Consider the following 18,666-nt stretch of genomic DNA (forward strand, 5'->3'; position numbering starts at 1 on the left):
CGTGAAGATCCTCGTGCTTGGCCCGGCCGGAGCCGGGAAAACGACGGCGGTGCACGCCGTTTCGGAGATCGCGCCGGTGCGCACCGACGCCGGCGACACCACCGCGGCGCTCGACTTCGGCAGACTCGGCGAGGGCGAGCGGCGCCGCTACCTGTTCGGTGCGCCGGGACAGGCCCGGTTCTGGTTCCGCTGGCCCGACCTCGTGCGGGGTGCGGACGCGGCGCTCGTGGTGGTCGACCCGCGGCGGATCGCGGACGCCTACCCGGTGCTCGACGCGGTCGAAGGGCTGCGGCTGCCGTTCGTGGTCGGGGTGAACTGCTTCGACGGCCTGCTCACGCGTCCGCTGCACGACGTGCGCTGGGCGTTGACCGTGCGCGACGGCATTCCGGTGCATCCGTTCGACGCCCGCGACCCGGCGTCCGTGCGAGAGGTGCTCGACCTCGTCGAGGCCGCCGTGGTGCGGGGGTCGGAGACACGGCAACCGAGTCCGCTATAGTCGTCTGCGGGGACCCCCCGTGGCGTCCACCCTGTGAACTTCCCCAGGGCCGGAAGGCAGCAAGGATAAGCGGGCTCTGGCGGGTACGGGGGGAACCCGCTTTTTTTATGCCTTAAAACAGGCCTAGTACGTCATCCGGCGGCGTCGGCGAAGGCAGCGCCTCCGCGTCGAAGACCGGCGCGGCCTTCCCCCGCAGCTGCCGCAGCTCATCGCCGTGCACCACCCGCGCCGGATACGGCGAGGACGCCGCGCGCCGGGTCAGCTCCGCGGTCGGCAGGTCGAGCCGCGAGGCGGCCAGCACGAGATTCCCGAACCGGCGGCCGCGCAGCACGCTGGGCTCGGCCAGCAGGACGACGTGCGGAAACACCTCCGCCAGCGTCGCGAGGAACCGGCGGGCGAACGGCAGGCCGGGGCCGTCGGAGATGTTCGCCAGCATCGTGGCTCCCGGTCGCAGCACGCGGGCCACCTCGGTGACGAACTCGACCGTCGCCAAGCCGCTTGCCAGCGTCGCGCGCTCGAAGGCGTCGAGCACGATCAGGTCCGCCGTCGCGTCGTGCCTGCTGCGCACGCCCGTGCGGCCGTCCTCGATCCGTACCCGCAGCTTCGGGACGCTGCGCAGGTCGAGCTGTTCGCGGACCAGGTCGATCAGCGGCTCGTCGGCGTCGAAGACCAGCTGCCGCGAACCCGGTCGCGTCGCGGCGACGTAGCGCGGCAGGGAGCAGCCCGCGCCGCCGACGTGCAGCGCGTCGAGCGGGCCGGGCGGAAGGAAGTCGACCAGATCGCCGAGCCGGCGCACGTAGTCGAACTCGAGGTTCGTCGGGTCGTCCAGATCGACGTAGGACTGCGCCACCCCGCCCACCGAAAGCATCCAGGCGTTGGGCCGATCGGCGTCGCGCAGCAGCTCGGCGGTCCCGAACCGCACCGGATAAGTGCCCGGCTGCGGGCCGCTCGGCGCACGGCCGCGACCGGAACGGGAGGGGCTCACCGTGCTCACTGTAGTCTCGGGCTCGTGGCTCTCGCGCTGTACCGGAAGTACCGTCCGGCGACCTTCGCCGAGGTCGTCGGCCAGGAGCATGTGACCGAACCGCTGCGCACGGCGCTCGCCGCCGGGCGCATCAACCACGCGTACCTGTTCTCCGGGCCGCGCGGCTGCGGCAAGACGTCGAGTGCGCGGATCATGGCGCGCTCGCTCAACTGCGCCAAAGGCCCGACCCCGGATCCGTGCGGCGAGTGCAACTCGTGCCGCGCGCTCGCGCCGGAAGGCCCTGGCAGCGTCGACGTCACCGAACTCGACGCGGCCAGCCACGGCGGCGTGGACGACGCCCGCGAACTGCGGGACAAGGCGTTCTACGCGCCCGCCGAATCGCGCTATCGCGTGTTCATCATCGACGAGGCGCACATGGTCACCACGCAGGGCTTCAACGCCCTGCTGAAGATCGTCGAAGAACCGCCTGAGCACCTGATCTTCATCTTCGCCACCACCGAGCCGGACAAGGTGCTCACCACCATCCGCTCGCGCACGCACCACTACCCGTTCCGGCTGATCCCGCCGAGCTCGATGCGGGAGCTGCTGGAACGCAACGTCGCCGCCGAGGGCGCGACGGTCGAACCGGCGGTGTACCCGCTGGTGATCCGCGCCGGCGGCGGTTCGGCTCGCGACACGCAGTCGGTGCTCGACCAGCTGCTCGCCGGGGCCGGTCCGGAAGGCGTCACGTACCCGCGGGCGGTGGCGCTGCTGGGCGTCACGGACACCGCGCTGATCGACGCGGTGATCGACGGGCTCGCGAACGACAACCCGGCCGAAGTGTTCGGCACCGTCGAAAAACTCGCCGACGCCGGACACGACCCGCGCCGCTTCGCCACCGACCTGCTCGACCGCCTGCGCGACCTGCTGCTGATGCGCGCGGTCCCGGAAGCGGGCGAACGCGGCCTGGTCGCCGCGCCGGACGACGAGCTGAAGCGGATGACCGAGCAGGCGGAGAAGCTCGGCCCGGCCACGCTGTCCCGCTACGCCGACATCGTCCACAGTGGACTGCTCGAGATGCGCGGCGCGACGTCGCCGCGGCTCGTGCTCGAACTGCTCTGTGCGCGGATGCTGCTGCCATCGGTCACCGAGGCGGAGAAAGCCTTGCTGGCGCGGATCGAACGGCTCGAGCGGCGGCCCGCTGGTGCTCCCGCCGCCGCCCCTGCTGTTTCCGCGCCCAATGCCGGTCCCGCGCCCGCTCCGGCGGCTGCGGCTGCTCCGGCGGAGGCACCGGCTCGGTTCCAGCGGCCTTCGCAGCGTCCGGCACAGGAAGCTCCCGCCGAACGTCCGGCGGCGGAGGCTCGTCCGGCGGCCGAAGAACCGGCGCGTCCGGCGCGTCCGGAGGTCAGCCGTCCGGCTCCCGTCGAACCGCCTGCCGCGGCTGCACCCGCACCGGAGGCCCCGACCGCTCCGCCTGCTGAGGAGGCCCCGGCCGCGGGCGGGATCGACGCGGCCAAGGTGCGCGAGAAGTGGCCGCAACTGCTGGCGTCGCTGCGTAAGTTCACCGGCGGCCGCGCGCTCGAAGCCATGCTCACGCAGGCGACGGTCGCCGAGGTCGACGGTACGGCGGTCACGCTGACACACAAGTCCGAACCGCTCGCCCGGCGGCTGAGCGACCAGGGCAACGCGAGCAAGATCGCGGCCGGGCTGAGCGAGGTGCTCGGCGGCGAATGGCAGGTCCGCTGCGTGCACGGCGCGGCCCCGGCCGCCGCTCCGGCGCGGCAGGCCCCCCGGCAGCAACCGGCGGCACCGGCTCCGGAACGGTCGTTCACGCGTCCGTCCGCGGCCGCGCAAGCCCCCTCGGCAGCGCCGCCTGCCCCGCCGAAGCCCGCGGCGGAAGCGCCGAGCCGTCCGCGCGTCACCACGAGCGAACCGGACATCCCGCTCCCGCCCGAGCCCACGGACGAGGACGACGACATCTACTCCGAGGACTCCAGCCCGGTCCCGCCTCCTCCGCCGCCGCCCGCGGAGGAGGATCCGGAGCAGATCGCACGGAAGCTGCTCTCGGATCACCTCGGCGCGCGTCCGCTGGACTGACGCCCTTGTGAGTGGCGAGTCCGGTTAGAACCGGCATCGCCACTCACAAGGCCCGCCTCACAAGACCAGCCGCACCGTGACCGGGTGCGACGTCGGCGGCGTCTGCACGGTCACGGTCCGGGTCGCGGCATCCCAGGCCCAGCCTCCGTTGCGCCGACCGTCCACGTACACCGCGGCCGGCTTGGCGGTATTGGTGAACCGGACCGTCCAAGCGCGCTGCGAGGCACCGATCGCGAGCATTGCCGAGTGGGCATTTTCGGTGTAGCGCAAGGCAGTCGAGGACCGCTCCTCCTGGAGAGTGAACGCGCCGTTGTGGCCGCCAGCCACCGTGACGGTCGCGGCGGTCAGCGGATCGTGCGCGTCCCCGGCGACATTTCCGCTGCGGGTGACCATGATTCCGCCCGAGCGCATGAACACCGGCATCGTGTCCCAGCCCGTCGTGATCTGCGCGCTGGTGCCGCCGCGGTAGGTCTTGCCGGTGAAGTAGTCCGTCCAGTCGCTGCCCGGCGGGAACCAGACGCTCGTGGTCGCGGTGGCACCCGGGCTGGTCGCCGGAGCCACGAGGACGTCCGGGCCGTACAGGTATTCCCCGCCTGCCTGCGCGTACGCCTCCTGCTGGTCCGGATATTGCAGGTACAGCGGTCGCACGATCGGCATTCCGGTCGCGGTGGCCTGCTGCGCGAGCGAGTAGGTGTACGGCACGAGATTTTCGCGCAGGTTCAGGAATTTCGTCGCTGACGCGTCCGCGGCGGCTCCGTACTGCCAGGGCAGCCGGTCGCTGTGGTTGGAGTGCAGCCGGTCGATCGGCTGGAACGTGCCGAGTTGCACCCAGCGCGCGTACAGGTCGTCCGGCAGCTTGGTGCTGCCCGGCTCCGTGCCCGGCTGCTGCAACCCGCCGGTGTGGCCGCCGATGTCGTGGCTCACCGAAGCCAGTCCGGTCGCCGCGGATTCACCGGGGGTGTAGCCGACCTCGAAGGCCAGCGTTGCCCAGTCGGAAATGGTGTCGCCGGTGAAGTGCAGCGTGGTGCGCTTGTCCGCCCACGGACCGGTCGGCACGGCGGTCGGCGAGCTGTATCCGCCGGCTTGCAGCGAGCCGTACGCGCGGGAGAACGCGAAGCCGCCGTGCTGTGCGTACTGCTGGTTGATCCACGCGTCCGGGGTGACGCCGGCGAGGCTGGATTTCGAGGCGTCGCAACACCAATCGAGCCACCAGACGTCGTTGCCCTGCTGTTCCATCGGCCGGTGCAGGTCGAAGTAGGCCCGCAGCTGGTCGGGGTCGCCGAAATCGAAGACGTAGCAGTCTTTTCCGCAGCTGGGCTGAAGTTTGCCCTTCGCGGTCGCCTGCGCGGCCGGGAACTGCGGGTCGTCGCCGCGGATGCTCGGATGGATGTTCAGCGACGTGTGCAGGCCCTGGTCGTGCGCCCACTGGAAGAACGCCTTCGGGTCGGGGAAGCGGGTCGGGTCGATTTCCCAGCCGTTCCACCGGTCCGGCGATTTGAAGTCGGTGTCGACGACGAGCATGTCGAGCGGCACCTGCTGCTCGCGGAATTTCGGCACGATCGTCTGCTCGAAGTCAGCGGCGGTGCGGTCGTAGTACTCGGAATACCAGACGCCGTAAGCCCAGTGGGGCAGCAGCAGCGACGGTCCGGTCAGCTGGGCCAGTTCCTGGAGCGCTTGGCCGTAGTCCTGGCCGTAAGCGAAGACGTAACCGTCCTGGTAGTTCTCGCTATTGGGTCGCTGGGTGACGACTTTGGTGCGCGGGTTGTACAGCGCCGATGCGGTGTCGTCCAGCAGCGACCAGCCGTCCTGGTAAAGGATTCCTGGCGCGGTGACCGCGGTTCCGTCGACGCCGTCGAGTCCGCGTCGGTATCCGCCGAGCGGCGCGTGCGGGGCGAGCAACACCGAATGCGCGGCGGTGACGGCGACGGTGTCGAGGTTGACGTGGCAGTTCGAGTCCGGACAGGACAGTGTGACGGTGTTGGTGCCAGCCTTGAGCTGTACCGGGATTGCCTTGGTGCGCCAGGAATTCCAGCTGCTGGTCGACGCCAAGCTCAGGTTAGTGGCGGTGCCGTCGGCTTGGAGCGTCAACGAGGTTGGCTGGGTTTGGCCGGAAACGGCGGTCGCGTCGGCGTAGCGCAGCTGCAGATCGTAGGCACCGTCGGCGGGGACGCCGGTGATCGTCAGCGCGTCCGAAGCGCCGGATCGCTCCATGCCAGCGAGGAAGGCCTTGCCGGAGTGTCCGTCGTGGTCGCTGGCCGGGTGTGCGCCGCCGGACAGCGCGCCTTGCTCGGCCTCGCAGAGGACGCCGAACGCACACGGTGTCGGCGCGGGCGGCACGGGTTGCGGGTACTCGGCACCGGTGTTGACCAGGGCGAGGCTGTCGACGTTGACGTTGCCCGAGTCGCCGGTGCCGCGCTTGACGGTCACCTGGTGCTGTCCTGCGGGCAGCGTGATCGGCACGGTCGCGAAGGCCCAGGTGTCCCAGTCCGCGGTCGCCGGAAGGGTGATGGTCCGCGCGTTCGCACCGTCCACGAGGACGCTGAGTGTGCGGGCGGTGTGCTGTCCGTCGCCGCCGGTTCCGTTGGCGTAGCGCAGATCCAGCTGGTGATCACCGGCAGCGGTGGCGCGGAAGGCCAGGCTGTCGCCGGGGTTGATGAAGCCCGCCGCGAAACCGTCGCCGGTGTAGCCGCGGTGGTCGGTAGCCGTGCCTGGCCCGTTGAGCTGCAGATGTTCGGCCTCGCAGAGGGTGCCGAAAGCGCAGACCGGCGTCAGCTTGCCCGCCCACGGCCGCGCGGTGACGTCCTGGCCGCCGGTTCGCAGCTGGACGGTGAGGTTGTCGTCGGAGAACGCGCCCGAGTCGAGCTTGTAGCGCAGCTGGACGGCGCTGGTCCGGATGGTCAGCCAGCCGTCGCGTTTCGTTGCGGTGTAAGGGGTTTTGGAGAAACTGCCGCGGCCGATCGCGTTGAACGTGCCCGCGTCGACGAACTTGGCGTCACCCGCGTATTCGGTGCGGATGAGCGTCGGCGACAGGACTTCGAACCGCGCTGGCCCGGCGGTCACCGACTGTGGAGCGGCCTCGGCGACTCCCGTCGACACGAGAGTGCCCGCCATGGCTGCCACGGCGAACAGCCGTACCAGTCGTCCTCGGAGTGAAGTTGCCACCGACGCCTCCTCGAAAGGTCCCCAGCGACGGTAAGTCGGGACCGATCAAGAAAGAAGACGGTGTCCGGTGTTCTGTCCGCTCAGTAGCCCTTTCGGCTCTCTGCGTCAGGCACCGGCCAGGTACGCCTCGATCGCCTTCGCGATGGCCTGCGCGTAGTGCGCCCGGCCCGCCGCGGACGACATCTGACCGGCCTCGTCGGCGTTGCGCATGTTGCCGCATTCGACAAGCACGGCGGGCCGGGTCGACAGGTTCAGCCCGCCCAGATCATTCCGTGGCGAGAGGCCCGCAGAGCCGATGTAAGTGGAGGTGGGAAAGCCGTCGTCGCGGATTCCGTCGCGCATCGTGCGCGCCAGCTTCAGCGAAGGTTCGCCCTGCGCCGCGTTCAACGGCGGTGCCGAGTACGCGACGTGGAAGCCGTGCGCGGTCGGCGAAGTGGAGCCGTCGGCGTGGATCGAGACCACCGCGTCGGCGTTCGCGTCGTTGCCGATCCGCGCGCGCTCGTCGACGCACGGGCCGACGCCGGAGTCGCTCTGTCGCGTGTAGACGACCTTGATTCCCTTGGCCGCCAACGCATTCCCGACCTGCTGCGCGACCGCGAAGGTGAAGGCGTGCTCCGGGTACCCGGCGTTGGTCGAGGTGCCGGTGGTGTTGCACGGCTTCGTCTGCCCGCGCCCGGCGGGCACCTTCCGGTTGATCTCGCCGGGGTGCGAGGCGTTGCCGCCGTTGTGTCCGGGATCGAGGACCACGACCTTGCCCGAGCCGACCGGCGGCACCGCGGACGTCGAGGGCGGGCTGGAAGACGAGGACGGCGCCGGTGGCGGGCTGGAAGACGACGGGCTCGGCGTCGCGGATCCCGGGGACGACGTCGGCGCGGCGGCCGGAGACGGAGGCGTCCCGCCGCCGCCGGAACACGCCGTGAGCAGCAGCAGGCCGGTCAGCAGCGGGAGTGTCTTCGCTCGCACGCGACCACGGTGCCACAGCACACGCGTGCCGCGGGGACGGACGCGCCGGACTCGCGGCTAGGCTGGGGAGGAACACCCAAACGCGGAAGGACCGAGTGCGATCATGGTGCAACCCGGCGGCGGCGGCTTCGACCTGTCGCAGATCATGCAGCAGGCCCAGCAGATGCAGCAGAAGCTGGTGGAGGCCCAGGAGGAACTCGCCAACACCGAGGTCACCGGCACCGCGGGCGGCGGTCTGGTCACCGCGACGGTGTCCGGCGACAGCCAGCTGAAGGGCCTCGTCATCGACCCGAAGGTGGTCGACCCGGACGACGTCGAAACCCTGGCCGACCTGGTGGTCGCCGCGGTGCGCGACGCGTCGGCGAGCGCGCAGAAGCTCACCGAGCAGAAGCTGGGCCCGCTGGCGGGCGGCCTCGGCGGCGGCATGCCGGACCTCGGCAGCCTCGGCTTCGGCGGCTGACACTTGTACGAAGGTGTCGTCCAGGACCTGATCGACGAACTGGGGCGGTTGCCCGGCGTCGGTCCGAAGAGTGCCCAGCGCATCGCGTTCCACCTGCTGGCCGCCGACCCCGCGGACATCGCGCGGCTGCAGGACGTGCTGGGCAAGGTCAAGGAAGGCGTGCAGTTCTGCGAGATCTGCGGCAACGTCTCGGAACAGGAAACGTGCCGGATCTGCCGCGACGAACGCCGCGACCTCACGGTGATCTGCGTGGTCGAGGAGCCGAAGGACGTGCTGGCGGTCGAGCGGACCCGCGAGTTCAAGGGCCGCTACCACGTCCTCGGCGGCGCGCTGGACCCGCTGTCGGGCATCGGCCCGGAGCAGTTGCGGATGCGAGAACTGCTGAAGCGCATCGGCGAGGCGGACGTCCGGGAGATCATCATCGCGACCGACCCGAACACCGAGGGCGAGGCGACGGCCACGTACCTGGTGCGGATGCTGCGCGATTTCCCGGGCCTCTCGGTGACGCGGCTGGCGTCGGGGCTGCCGATGGGCGGGGACCTCGAGTTCGCGGACGAACTGACTTTGGGCCGCGCGTTGTCCGGGCGGCGCGCGCTCTGAGCTGTTGACAGGGAAGGACGCGGCCTTGGCGCCGCGTCCTTTTTTGCACTGGGGGAGGCACGATGACCTGGGTGGATCCCGTCCGTACCCGGCTCTGGTCGACGACGGAGTTCGTGGACCTCGTGGATTGCACCGAGCGGCCGCACACGCGGTACGGCGAGGACCTGGCCGGCGCGATCATGCTCACCGTGTCCGGGGTGGTGATTCTCGACGAGAACCTGGCTTCGGAGATCGAAGGACTGTGGTCTGCTGTCGCGCACCTCGTCGCGGAGTACCGGAAAACTGGCTGCGCGCGGTCACTCTTCCCAGACCAGTCGCTGGAGCTAGCGCTGGACCGGGTGTCGCGAGGGCTGGTTCGGATCACCGTCAGCGGCAGCGATTTCCGCCGGACCTCGGTGGCTGGGGAAGCGGACCTGCTGTCGGCACTGGTCGCTGGCGGGCTGCAGTTCTTCGAGAAGATGGCTGAGCTGACACAGAATTTCTACGCCCGCGAGATCCAGCTGCTCGAGGATCAGCAATAACCCAGCTGTGCCAACGAGTTCACCACGATGTCCGACGGATGGTACTTGTCCGTCCAGGACTGTCCGCGGCGATTTCGGTACGTGGACAGGAATTCCCGCAGCCGGTCTCCGCGCATCTCGGTCAGGACGACGTTCTCGCCGATGCCCACGTGTCGTTCGGTGCGGGCCCGGTGGACCGCGCACGGGACGCCGAGGTAACCGCATTCCTCCTGCAACCCACCGGAGTCTGTGACCACGTACTCGGCTCGCGCGACTAGCGGCAGGAACTTCAGGTACCGCATCTTCGGCTGCGCGATGAACTTGTCGTCGAACAGCTCGTCCAAGCCCAGTGCGCGGATCTTCTCCCGCTCCGGCGCACCCGCCAGGTACAGGACCGGCATCTCGCGGCTCTGCGCGCGCAGGATTTCCAGTGCCTCACGGTACTTGTCCGCCCGCGACACCAGTTCGAACCGGTGCAGCGTCGCCAGGCCGAACTTCTCCGGCAGACCCGGCACGTCCAGCGGCTGGTCGACGACCTGACGCATCGAGTCGATCGCCGTGTTCGCCTCGGTGTTCACCACGACGCCGCGGGCGCCCCGCAGGTTGTGCACCTCGCGCTCGCTCGGCGAGAAGTGGATGTCCACGAACTTCCCGGCGATCTTGCGGTTCAGTTCCTCCGGCAGCGGCGACAGGATGCTGCCCGACCGCGTGCCCGCCTCGATGTGCCCGACGCGGGCCTTCAGGATCTTCTTGCCGATCAACGCCCCGTACGGCGTGGTGAACGTGTCGCCGTGCACCAGCACGAGGGGGGGACGGCCGTCCTCGGTCAACTGGGCGCGGAGTTCGGCGCGGCGGCTCCACGCGGTGCGAATGACCTGCGCGGCCCAACCCGGCACCTGCGCCGGGGATTCGAGGTCGCGTGCCCGCGCGCGAGGCACGAACCACAGATTCGGTTCGGGCAGCCGCAGATCGGACAGGACGTCGGCGACCTCGTCCACGTGCTGCGCGGTGAACCAGAGCTTCGGGGCCGTTCCGCGCTCGGCGACGCGGTGGAAGACCGGCGCGATCTTGATCAGTTCCGCGGTGGTGCCTGCGACGAAGGAGATCACCGTGGATGCCCAATCAACAGAGGGTTAGCGACGGCGGCAAGGATACTGCGCATTCCCGCCGGTCAAGTGCAGGGTAGCCTCGCCGCGTGAGTGCTCACCCGCTCCTTCCGTCGCTCAGCGTCGTGATCCCGGTCCACAACGAACAGGACTGGATCGACCGCAGCGTGGGCGCGCTGATCGCCTCCGCCGAGGCGGCCCGGTGGCCGGTCGAGGTGCTCGTCGTGGACGACGGGAGCACGGACGGCACGCCCGGGAAGCTGGCCCGGCTGCGCGAGGAACACGGCATCACGGTGCTGACCCAGCCCAACGGCGGCCGGTTCGAGGCCCGCCGAGCTGGCATGGCGAAGGCCTCCGGCGACTGGCTGCTGCTGCTGGACAGCCGGGTCATCGTCGACGCGGGCAGCCTCGCCTTCCTGCGGGAGCAGCTCGTCGAACACCCGGAGCGCGCGGTCTGGAACGGCCACATCCACGTCGCCTCCGAGCACAATCCCTACGCCGGGTTCATGGCGGGCCTCGTCGCCGTCGGCTGGCGGCGGTACTTCGCGGACCCGAAGCTGACGTCGTTCGGCATCGAGGAGTTCGACGTCTACCCCAAGGGCACCACGTTCTTCTGCGCCCGCCGCGACCTGCTGGAGGGCGCGGCGGCCGCGTTCGAGTCGCTGTTCGACGACGTCCGGCTCGCCAGCGACGACACCCGGATGCTGCGCTGGATCGCCGAACGCGCGCGGATTTTTCTGGCCCCGCAGTTCTCCGCGATCTACCACGGGCGTGATTCCTTCAGAAAGTTCTACGCTCAGTCATTCTTTCGGGGGACGACCTATGTGGATTCCTACCTAAATTCACCCGGTCCAGCGAGAAACGCGTTATTTTGCTCGCTCGCTGTAGGCGTGATTGGGGCCGGACTTGCGGTGAAAATGCCGAAGACAACGGCCGCGCTCGGGGTGACCGGAAGCGTCGCGGCGGCCGCCGTGGTGAAGAAGTGCGGGGCCACCAACGCCGAGGCGCGCGCGGTCAGCACCCTGCTGCCGGTCTTCGCGGCCGGCTTCGGCTCGGGGGTGTTCCGGGGGCTCTACCTGGCATTACGCGCACGGCTGCGGCGTCGATGAGCGTGACCGAAGAGACGGCAGGCGGAGTCGTCCGCGACACCCACCGCACCGCGGGGAAACTCGGCGGTTCGCTGCTCGCGTCGATCGTCCTCGGCTACGTCCTCACCGTCGCTTGCGCGCGGCTTCTGCCGCCGGACCAGTACGCCACGTTCGTCACCTTCTGGGGCCTGCTGATGGGCCTCGGCAGCGCGCTTTCCCCGCTTGAGCAGGAGCTTTCCCGGCAGTCCGCGGTGGCCGCGCTCACCGGCGGGCTCGCCGGCCGGGGTGCGCTCCGGGCCGTCGCCACCGCCGCCGCGGTGGCCGCCGCGTTCGGGCTCGCGCTGCTCGTCCCGCCGGTCCGCGACCGGCTTTTCCCCGGCTACGGGGAACTCGCCCTCGTCGTGCTGGCCGGCGGCGTCGCGTTCGCCTGCCAGTTCGGCATTCGCGGGCTGCTGATCGGGCAGCACCAGGTGAAGCATTTCGCCTGGCTGGTGGTCGCCGAACCGGCGGTTCGCGCGCTGGTCCTGGGCCTGCTGGTCCTCGCGACGGCCTACCGGCTGGTCCCGTTGGCGCTGGCAGTCGCGGCGGGTTCGTTCGCCTGGCTGCTGTTCGTCCGCCAAGGCTGGCGGCTGCTCGACGTCCGCGCCGAGGGCGACGGCTGGCCAGTGACTATCCGCCGGATGCTGATGCTGCTGCTCGGTGCCGCGCTCACCGCCAGCGTTATCACCGGATATCCCGCGCTCGTCGGCCTGCTCGCACCGGGCGGCGACCGCGGCCGGCTCGGTGCGGTCTTCGCCGCGCTGGTCATCGCGCGGTTGCCATTGACGCTGGTAGGGCCGGTGCAATCGCTTGCGGTGCCGTTCGTCGTGCGGCTTTCCACGAGCGAGGCCGGCTGGCACCGGTTGCGTCGCGTGCTGCTGCTCGGCACGTTCGCCTCGCTCGCGCTGGCCGCGCTCGGCGCGCTGGTCGGCCTGCTGATCGGCCCGTGGGCGGTGGGTTTCGTCTACGGCGCCGGCTACCAGGTCGATGGCTGGGCGGTCGCCGGGCTCGCCTGGTCCTCGGTGCTGCTGGTGCCAATGCAGTTGCTCACCGCCGTGCTCGTCGCGCGCGCCCAGGCCAGGCGCGTGTTGATCACGTGGACAGTGGTCGCGGCCACGGCTTCGGTGCTGCTGCTGGCGGTACCCGGGGACACCGTTTTCCGTGCCGTGATCGCACTCGCCGCCGCGCCAATGACCGGCCTCGCGGTTGTGCTCGCATTCGTTCTCGTCAATTCGTCGATCATGGCAACGAACCACTCCGATGAAACGGCGGAATAGCGCCGCAGTAGTGTGACTTCGCAGCCTCCGGCATCGGTGTGCGGCGAAGGCAAAATGGTGCTCACGGTTGGACCGCGAAATCGATGAACGTTCTTCTGGTGCTGCTCGCGTTCTGGGTGCCCGGGCTCGTCTTCGGGGCCGCCGTCCGGCTGCGCGGGTGGACGCTCGCCGCCACCGCGCCGCTGCTCACTTTCGGAGTTGTCGCGCTCGGCGTCCCGGTGCTCGGCGGTCTCGGCATCCGCTGGACGATGCTCGCGGTCGCGCTCTGGACGCTCGTGCTCGCGATCGTCGCCTTCGGGCTGGCGTTCGCCGCGCGACGGCTGCGCGCGCGCCGTCATCCGGACTGGACGGTCGAAGAACTTCCGAAGCTCCCGCTGCGCGACCACGTCGTGATGGCGGCGGGCGTCGCCGCGGGCCTCGTCGTGGGCGCGGTCGCGTTTCTGCGCGGCACCAACGGGATCAACACGGTCCAGCAGGGCTGGGACGCGCCGTTCCACGGCAACCTGATCCGCTGGATCGCCGAACACGGCGACGCCCGGCCGTCCACCGTGGGCACGATCGCGAACCTGCCCCACCAGACGAACTACTTCTACCCGGACACCTACCACGCACTGCTCTCGCTGGTCTTCGGCAAGGGCGGGCTGACCATGATGCCCACGCTGAACCTGGCCGCGCTGGCAGTGGTTTTCACCGTGCCGGTCGGCGTCGCGGCGCTGTGCCGGGTGTGGGGGATGCCCGCGCTGGGCACCGCCGCGGCCGCCGCGGTCACCACCTGGTTCAGCGCGTTCCCGTACGACTCGCTGTGGCGCGGTCCGCTGTGGCCGTACGTCGCGGGTGTCGCGCTGATCCCGGCGATGCTGGTGCTCGCGCGGTACCTGCTGAAGCCGGACGGCGCGACGGGCCCGGTGGCGCTCGGGGTCGGTGTCGCCGGACTGTGCGGCCTGCACACCAGCCTCGTGTTCGTGCTCGGCGCGTACTTCCTGCTCATCCTGCTCGCGGTGCTGCTGCGCTACGAGCAGATCGATTGGCGGCGCAGCGCTCCCACGCTGATCGCGACCACCGGCCTGGCGATCGCGCTCGGCGTGCCGCTCGTGCTGCCGTCGCTGTACAACGCGAGCGGCGTGACGAGCGCGCACTGGCCGACGGAGGCGACACTCGCCGGCGGCCTCGGCGAAACGCTGACGTTCTCTCCGATGTCGGAGTTCCCGCAGTGGTGGGTCGGCGTGCCCGCGTTCATCGGCATCGTGCTGATGGTGCGGCACCGGCGGATGCTGTGGCTGGTCGGCGCGTACGTCGTGTTCGGCGGCCTGTTCATGGTTTCCGTGTCGCTCGAATCGAACCTCGTGCGGTCGGTCACGAGCGTCTTCTACAACGACCACTGGCGGATCGCCGCGCTCGTTCCGCTCGCCGGCGCGGTGGCGTTCGGCGAGTTCGCGCACACCTTCGTCGCCTGGCTGGTCCGCAAAACGCAGCCGCGGGTGAAGCTCAAGCCGGTCGCGCTCACCGGCGTCGCCGTGCTGCTGCTGGTTGTGGTGCTCGGCGGGCTGAGCGGGGGCGGTTACGTCGGCCGCAACGCGGTGCGGCTGGCGGCCAGGTACCAGGACGGGCCCACCGTGTCTAAAGCGGAGGAAGCCGCGTACGCCTGGCTCTCGCAGCACACGGTGCCCGGCGAACGCGTGATGAACAACAAGGCCGACGGTTCCGCGTGGATGTACGCGCTGTCCGGCGTGACGCCGGTCGAGTGGAACTTCTACGGAGCCGGTCCGGGCACGACGGCCGCGTACCTCAGCGACCAGGTCGACCAGGTCGGCACGTCGCCGCGGGTCCGCAGGGACCTCACGGACCTGCGCGTGCGCTATGTCATCCAGGGCAAGGGGCTGGCCACCGCTACCGCGATCCAGTCGGCGGGCGTCGCCCGGATCGCCGAGGGCCCGATGTTCCACGTCGTCTTCCGCAATTCCGACGCGACGATTTACGAGATCGCGGGACAGTCCGGCGTCGCGGTGGCACCCGCGCTGAGCACTTCGCACGGGGAGTGAGCGCTCATGGCTGACTTGTCCGGCACGCTCGTGCACACCCGCCGCGTGCTCATCGTGATCCCGGCCTTCAACGAGCAGGACAGCGTCTCGTCGGTGCTCGCCCAGATCAAACGGTCGCTGCCCGGCATGGACGTGCTGGTCGTCGACGACGGTTCGCTCGACCGCACCGCCGAACTCGCCCGAGAGGCGGGAGCCAGGGTGGTCCGGCTGTCGGTGAACCTCGGCGTCGGCGGCGCGATGCGCACCGGATTCCGTTACGCCGTCTCGCGCGGGTACGACACCGTGGTCCAGGTCGACGCCGACGGACAGCACGATCCGGCCGAGGTCGGCGCGCTGCTGCGGCTGCTCGACGAGGGAGCCGACCTCGCGATCGGCTCCCGGTTCGCGGGCAAGGGTTCGTACCGGGCCGTCGGTCCGCGCAGGTACGCGATGGCCGTGCTGTCGCTGGTGTTCAGCAAGCTGGCCGGGACCAGGCTCACCGACGTCACGTCCGGGTTCAAGGCGATGGGACCGCGCGCGATCCGGCTGTTCGCCGCCGGCTACCCGGCCGAATACCTCGGTGACACGGTCGAGGCGCTCATGCTGGCGATCCGGGCGAAGCTCGCGATCGCGGAAACCCCGGTCCTGATGCGGGAGCGGGCGGGCGGCACGCCGAGCCATTCGCCGGTGAAATCCGCCGTGTACCTGGGCCGCGCGGGGCTGGCGCTGCTGCTGGCCCTGGTCCGTCGCCGTCCCTCCGTCGATTCTTCCGACGCCGTGTAAGGAGGCCCTCCGTGGCAGGCTGGCGGGTGCTGAGCATCGTCATCGCGTGTCTCGTGCTGTTCGTCGTCATCGAGATGATGCGGCGGCGCAAACTGCGCGAGAAGTACGCTGGCATCTGGCTCGTGGTGGCCATCGGGGTCGTGATCCTCGCCGTGGTGCCCGCGGTGGCGAACTTCGTGGCGCACCTGACGGGCGTGGAGACCCCGTCGAACTTCGTCTTCTTCCTGTCCGGAGTGGTCCTCGCGATGGTTTCGCTGCAGCTTTCGACCGAGGTCGGGCACCTGGAGGAAGAGGTGCGGACCTCAGTCGAGGAGACCGCTTTGCTGCGCTGCGAGCTGGAAGACACCCAGCGCGAGCTCGAAGCACGCATCGCCGAACTGGAGAAGCGCACGACCGCGCCGGACACCGTGGACGGCCTGCCCGAAGCGAGGCCGGCACGCGTTCCCTGATCTCCGCGCTGCCCCGCCCCGGCTCGGCGGTGTTCGGATGCTCGCCGTCGACGGTCCGTCCGGAGCCGGGAAGTCCACTCTCGCCGCCGAGACGGTCGAGGCTCTCGGTTCGCGTGCCGCGTTGGTCAGCACGGACGCCTTCGCCACCTGGGACGATCCCGTCGCGTGGTGGCCGCAGCTGGAAGACGGAGTGCTGACGCCGCTCGCACAGGGCCTGCCCGGCGAGTACCGGCGGATGGACTGGACCTCCGGCACTCCGCGGCCCGGCGAGCTGGTGCGCGTCGAGGTTCCCGAGGTGCTGGTGCTGGAAGGCGTGTCGAGCGGACGCCGCGCGGTGCGGTCCCGGTTGTCGTGGCTCTGCTGGGTCGAGGGCGGCACCGAGGCTGAACGGTTGTCCAGGGCAGTCGCCCGGGACGGCGAGCCCGCGCGGGCCGAACTGCGCCGCTGGCAGTTGTTCGAGCGCGGCTGGTTCGCCGTCGACGGCACCCGGGAGGCCGCCGACCAGCTGGTCTGAACAACCGGAATCCCGGCTCGACATCGGTTTGCGGCAGGCGAAATGGCTATTGCGCGGAATGCGCGAGCACGGCGGACACGAGTGCATTCGGGCCGATTCGGCGGCCTTCGCGGGCAACTCTCCAGGCCCGCCGGAGAGATTCCGGAACATCCACGGCACCCGGAACGGACAACCCGGACCGCTAGGCCAACCGGGTGAGCAAACCGCCACTCAACGTACCAAACCGGCAGTTTTCGCTACGCTGTGCACACAATTGCCGACACGTTGCGCTCAATTTGGGCCTTACGTAGCGCGATCGTAACCTCACGTGCTTAAGCGGGGGCCGAGTTCCCGCTAGTGTCACCGAACACACCGATCGCATTGGTCTTCCCGAACTGACCGCCGACGGTGCTTTCGAGACACCGAACATTCCCAAGGGGTGCCAGATGCAGCAATTGCGGCTGACCCGAACACGCCGGGCAGCTCTGATCGGGCTCGCGGGCGCGCTCGCAGTCTCGCTGTCCGCGTGCGCGGAATCGAAGCGCGACGAGTCCGGAGGCGGTGGGTCCGGGGGCACCATGGTCTTCGGCAACACCGGCAACCCGAAGATGTTCGACCCGATCTTCAACGACGAGGGCGAGACGTTCCGGATCACCCGGCAGATGCTGGACACGCTGATCCAGAACAAGCCGGGCACCGCGGACCTGGCCCCGTCGCTCGCCACGAAGTGGACGCCGAGCAACGACGGCAAGACCTGGACGTTCGACCTCAAGCAGGGCGTGAAGTTCAGCGACGGCACCGCGTTCGACGCGAAGGCCGTCTGCTTCAACTTCGATCGCTGGTACAACATGAAGGGCGCCACCGCCCAGAGCCAGATGATCTACTACGGCGACGTCTTCGAGGGCTTCAAGAACAACGAGGGCACGACCAAGGGCCAGCCGGTCTACCAGAGCTGCGAGGCGAAGGACGACCACACCGCGGTCCTGAACCTGACCCGCGCGAAGGGCGCCTTCCCGGCCGCGTTCACCCTGCCGTCGTTCGCGATCCAGAGCCCCACCGCGCTGCAGAAGTACAACGCGGACAAGGTCACCGGCTCCGGCACGTCGATCACGTATCCGGAGTACGGCTACAAGCACCCGACCGGCACCGGCCCGTTCAAGTTCGAGAGCTGGGACCAGGGCAACGGCCAGATCACCTTGGTGCGCAACGAGACCAGCACGATGCCGCAGCCTGCCAAGCTGGACAAGCTCGTGTTCAAGGTGATCCCGGACGAGAACGCCCGCAAGCAGGCGCTCAAGGCCGGCGACATCAACGGCTACGACTTCCCGGCCCCCGCCGACTACGGCCTGCTGCGCAACGACGGCGAGCAGGTGCTGATCCGCCCGTCGTTCAACGTGCTCTACCTCGGCATCAACCAGGCAGGCCCCAACGGCGCGAAGCTGCAGAACCCCAAGGTCCGCCAGGCGCTGGCCTACGGCATCAACCGCGAGCAGTTCGTGCGCTCCAAGCTGGCCGAGGGTTCCGAGGTCGCGACCGAGTTCGTGCCGAAGGCGATCAACGGGTACACCGACGACGTCACCAAGTACCCGTACGACAAGGAGCGCGCCAAGCAGCTCCTGAAGGAAGCCGGCGCCGAGGGCATGACCCTCAAGTTCTACTACCCGACCGAGGTCACCCGGCCCTACATGCCGAACCCGGCCGACACCTACACCGCGATCTCCGAGGACCTGAAGGCCATCGGCATCAACGTGCAGCCGGTCGCCGAGTCGTGGAACGGCGGGTACAAGGACGACGTGCAGCAGAACGGCAAGCAGGACATCCACCTGCTCGGCTGGACCGGTGACTACAACGACGCGGGCAACTTCGTCGGCACCTTCTTCGGCCGCCCGAAGCCGGAATTCGGCCTGACCGACCAGAACAACCAGGGCATCTTCAAGGCGCTCGCGGACGCGGACGCGGCGCCGGCCGGCGCCGCGCACACCAAGGCGTACCAGGAAGCCAACAAGAAGATCATGGAATACCTGCCAGCCATCCCGATCGCCTACCCGACGCCGGCGATCGTGGTCGGCCCGAAGATCAAGGGCGTGGTGGCCAGCCCGCTCACCGACGAACGCTTCGACAACGTCACGATCGGCTGACGTGCTCCACTGAGCAGCCAGGCCAAGGGCAGG

At 69.6% G+C, this 18,666-nt stretch carries 16 protein-coding genes and 1 other RNA gene; 13 read left to right on the forward strand and 4 right to left on the reverse strand.

Features of this window, described 5'->3' with window-relative positions; all coding sequences use genetic code 11:
• Nucleotide 1 precedes the first annotated feature (1 nt).
• Entirely contained in the window at nucleotides 2-496 is a 495-nt protein-coding gene (locus DMP23_RS36315) for a GTP-binding protein (protein WP_337823743.1), read from the forward strand.
• Between the two features lie 5 nt (nucleotides 497-501).
• Nucleotides 502-601: signal recognition particle sRNA small type (gene ffs / locus DMP23_RS36320), an RNA gene on the forward strand.
• Nucleotides 602-608: 7 nt separating this feature from the next.
• Here the strand turns inward: ffs and DMP23_RS36325 are convergent.
• Entirely contained in the window at nucleotides 609-1,481 is an 873-nt protein-coding gene (locus tag DMP23_RS36325; RefSeq protein WP_443111310.1) for a spermidine synthase, read from the reverse strand.
• A 24-nt stretch (nucleotides 1,482-1,505) separates the two neighbouring features.
• Here DMP23_RS36325 and DMP23_RS36330 point away from each other — a divergent pair, with 24 nt between their 5' ends.
• The gene (locus DMP23_RS36330) at nucleotides 1,506-3,557 is read left to right on the forward strand and encodes a DNA polymerase III subunit gamma and tau (RefSeq protein ID WP_337823744.1); all 2,052 of its coding nucleotides are present in this window, start codon (nucleotides 1,506-1,508) and stop codon (nucleotides 3,555-3,557) included.
• A gap of 57 nt (nucleotides 3,558-3,614) precedes the next feature.
• Here DMP23_RS36330 and DMP23_RS36335 read toward each other — a convergent pair whose 3' ends face one another.
• Both DMP23_RS36335 and DMP23_RS36340 read right to left on the reverse strand, forming a co-directional pair.
• Nucleotides 3,615-6,719 (reverse strand): TIM-barrel domain-containing protein, encoded by a 3,105-nt coding sequence (locus DMP23_RS36335; protein ID WP_337823745.1) that lies wholly within the window; start codon nucleotides 6,717-6,719, stop codon nucleotides 3,615-3,617.
• A 105-nt stretch (nucleotides 6,720-6,824) separates the two neighbouring features.
• On the reverse strand, nucleotides 6,825-7,682 hold the full coding sequence (locus DMP23_RS36340; RefSeq protein WP_443111311.1) for an N-acetylmuramoyl-L-alanine amidase: 858 nt from the start codon (nucleotides 7,680-7,682) through the stop codon (nucleotides 6,825-6,827).
• Between the two features lie 103 nt (nucleotides 7,683-7,785).
• On the opposite strand from DMP23_RS36340, the gene DMP23_RS36345 reads away from it, so the two are divergent.
• The 3 genes from DMP23_RS36345 (at nucleotide 7,786) to DMP23_RS36355 (ending at nucleotide 9,263) form a co-directional block, all read left to right on the forward strand.
• Nucleotides 7,786-8,142, forward strand: coding sequence for a YbaB/EbfC family nucleoid-associated protein (locus DMP23_RS36345; RefSeq protein ID WP_037808500.1), 357 nt, complete (start codon nucleotides 7,786-7,788; stop codon nucleotides 8,140-8,142).
• Nucleotides 8,143-8,145: 3 nt separating this feature from the next.
• Nucleotides 8,146-8,742 (forward strand): recombination mediator RecR, encoded by a 597-nt coding sequence (gene recR, locus DMP23_RS36350; protein WP_037808499.1) that lies wholly within the window; start codon nucleotides 8,146-8,148, stop codon nucleotides 8,740-8,742.
• A gap of 62 nt (nucleotides 8,743-8,804) precedes the next feature.
• A complete protein-coding gene (locus tag DMP23_RS36355) occupies nucleotides 8,805-9,263 on the forward strand; it encodes a hypothetical protein (RefSeq protein ID WP_337823746.1) in 459 nt (152 codons plus the stop codon).
• On the opposite strand, the gene DMP23_RS36360 is transcribed toward DMP23_RS36355, so the two are convergent.
• The gene (locus DMP23_RS36360; protein WP_337823747.1) at nucleotides 9,254-10,351 is read right to left on the reverse strand and encodes a UDP-N-acetylglucosamine 2-epimerase; all 1,098 of its coding nucleotides are present in this window, start codon (nucleotides 10,349-10,351) and stop codon (nucleotides 9,254-9,256) included. The genes DMP23_RS36355 and DMP23_RS36360 overlap by 10 nt on opposite strands.
• Before the next feature lie 86 nt (nucleotides 10,352-10,437).
• Here DMP23_RS36360 and DMP23_RS36365 point away from each other — a divergent pair, with 86 nt between their 5' ends.
• The 7 genes from DMP23_RS36365 (at nucleotide 10,438) to DMP23_RS36395 (ending at nucleotide 18,633) form a co-directional block, all read left to right on the forward strand.
• Nucleotides 10,438-11,457 (forward strand): glycosyltransferase family 2 protein, encoded by a 1,020-nt coding sequence (locus DMP23_RS36365; RefSeq protein ID WP_337823748.1) that lies wholly within the window; start codon nucleotides 10,438-10,440, stop codon nucleotides 11,455-11,457.
• Nucleotides 11,454-12,752, forward strand: a complete 1,299-nt coding sequence (locus DMP23_RS36370; RefSeq protein WP_337823749.1) for a hypothetical protein — start codon at nucleotides 11,454-11,456, stop codon at nucleotides 12,750-12,752. Before DMP23_RS36365 ends, DMP23_RS36370 begins: the two co-directional genes overlap by 4 nt.
• An 83-nt stretch (nucleotides 12,753-12,835) precedes the next feature.
• Nucleotides 12,836-14,791 (forward strand): DUF6541 family protein, encoded by a 1,956-nt coding sequence (locus DMP23_RS36375; RefSeq protein ID WP_337823750.1) that lies wholly within the window; start codon nucleotides 12,836-12,838, stop codon nucleotides 14,789-14,791.
• 6 nt (nucleotides 14,792-14,797) lie between these two features.
• A complete protein-coding gene (locus tag DMP23_RS36380) occupies nucleotides 14,798-15,553 on the forward strand; it encodes a glycosyltransferase family 2 protein (protein ID WP_337823751.1) in 756 nt (251 codons plus the stop codon).
• 11 nt (nucleotides 15,554-15,564) lie between these two features.
• Nucleotides 15,565-16,002 carry a DUF2304 domain-containing protein gene (locus DMP23_RS36385; RefSeq protein ID WP_037808489.1) on the forward strand — a complete coding sequence of 146 codons (438 nt, stop codon included), beginning with the start codon at nucleotides 15,565-15,567 and terminating at the stop codon, nucleotides 16,000-16,002.
• Nucleotides 16,003-16,039: 37 nt separating this feature from the next.
• The gene (locus DMP23_RS36390; RefSeq protein ID WP_205669818.1) at nucleotides 16,040-16,516 is read left to right on the forward strand and encodes a uridine kinase family protein; all 477 of its coding nucleotides are present in this window, start codon (nucleotides 16,040-16,042) and stop codon (nucleotides 16,514-16,516) included.
• Between the two features lie 425 nt (nucleotides 16,517-16,941).
• A complete protein-coding gene (locus tag DMP23_RS36395) occupies nucleotides 16,942-18,633 on the forward strand; it encodes an ABC transporter substrate-binding protein (RefSeq protein ID WP_337823752.1) in 1,692 nt (563 codons plus the stop codon).
• The last annotated feature ends 33 nt before the right edge of the window (nucleotides 18,634-18,666 follow it).

Origin of the sequence: Amycolatopsis sp. A1MSW2902 (genome assembly GCF_017312175.1) — a bacterium.
Classification (GTDB): domain Bacteria; phylum Actinomycetota; class Actinomycetes; order Mycobacteriales; family Pseudonocardiaceae; genus Amycolatopsis; species Amycolatopsis nivea.

Coding starts and splice junctions, on each gene's coding strand:
- DMP23_RS36345 (WP_037808500.1), top strand. CDS start 7,786: ATGGTGCAACCCGGCGGCGGCGGCTTCGACCTGTCGCAGATCATGCAG.
- DMP23_RS36355 (WP_337823746.1), top strand. CDS start 8,805: ATGACCTGGGTGGATCCCGTCCGTACCCGGCTCTGGTCGACGACGGAG.
- DMP23_RS36370 (WP_337823749.1), top strand. CDS start 11,454: ATGAGCGTGACCGAAGAGACGGCAGGCGGAGTCGTCCGCGACACCCAC.
- DMP23_RS36375 (WP_337823750.1), top strand. CDS start 12,836: ATGAACGTTCTTCTGGTGCTGCTCGCGTTCTGGGTGCCCGGGCTCGTC.
- DMP23_RS36380 (WP_337823751.1), top strand. CDS start 14,798: ATGGCTGACTTGTCCGGCACGCTCGTGCACACCCGCCGCGTGCTCATC.
- DMP23_RS36390 (WP_205669818.1), top strand. CDS start 16,040: ATGCTCGCCGTCGACGGTCCGTCCGGAGCCGGGAAGTCCACTCTCGCC.
- DMP23_RS36395 (WP_337823752.1), top strand. CDS start 16,942: ATGCAGCAATTGCGGCTGACCCGAACACGCCGGGCAGCTCTGATCGGG.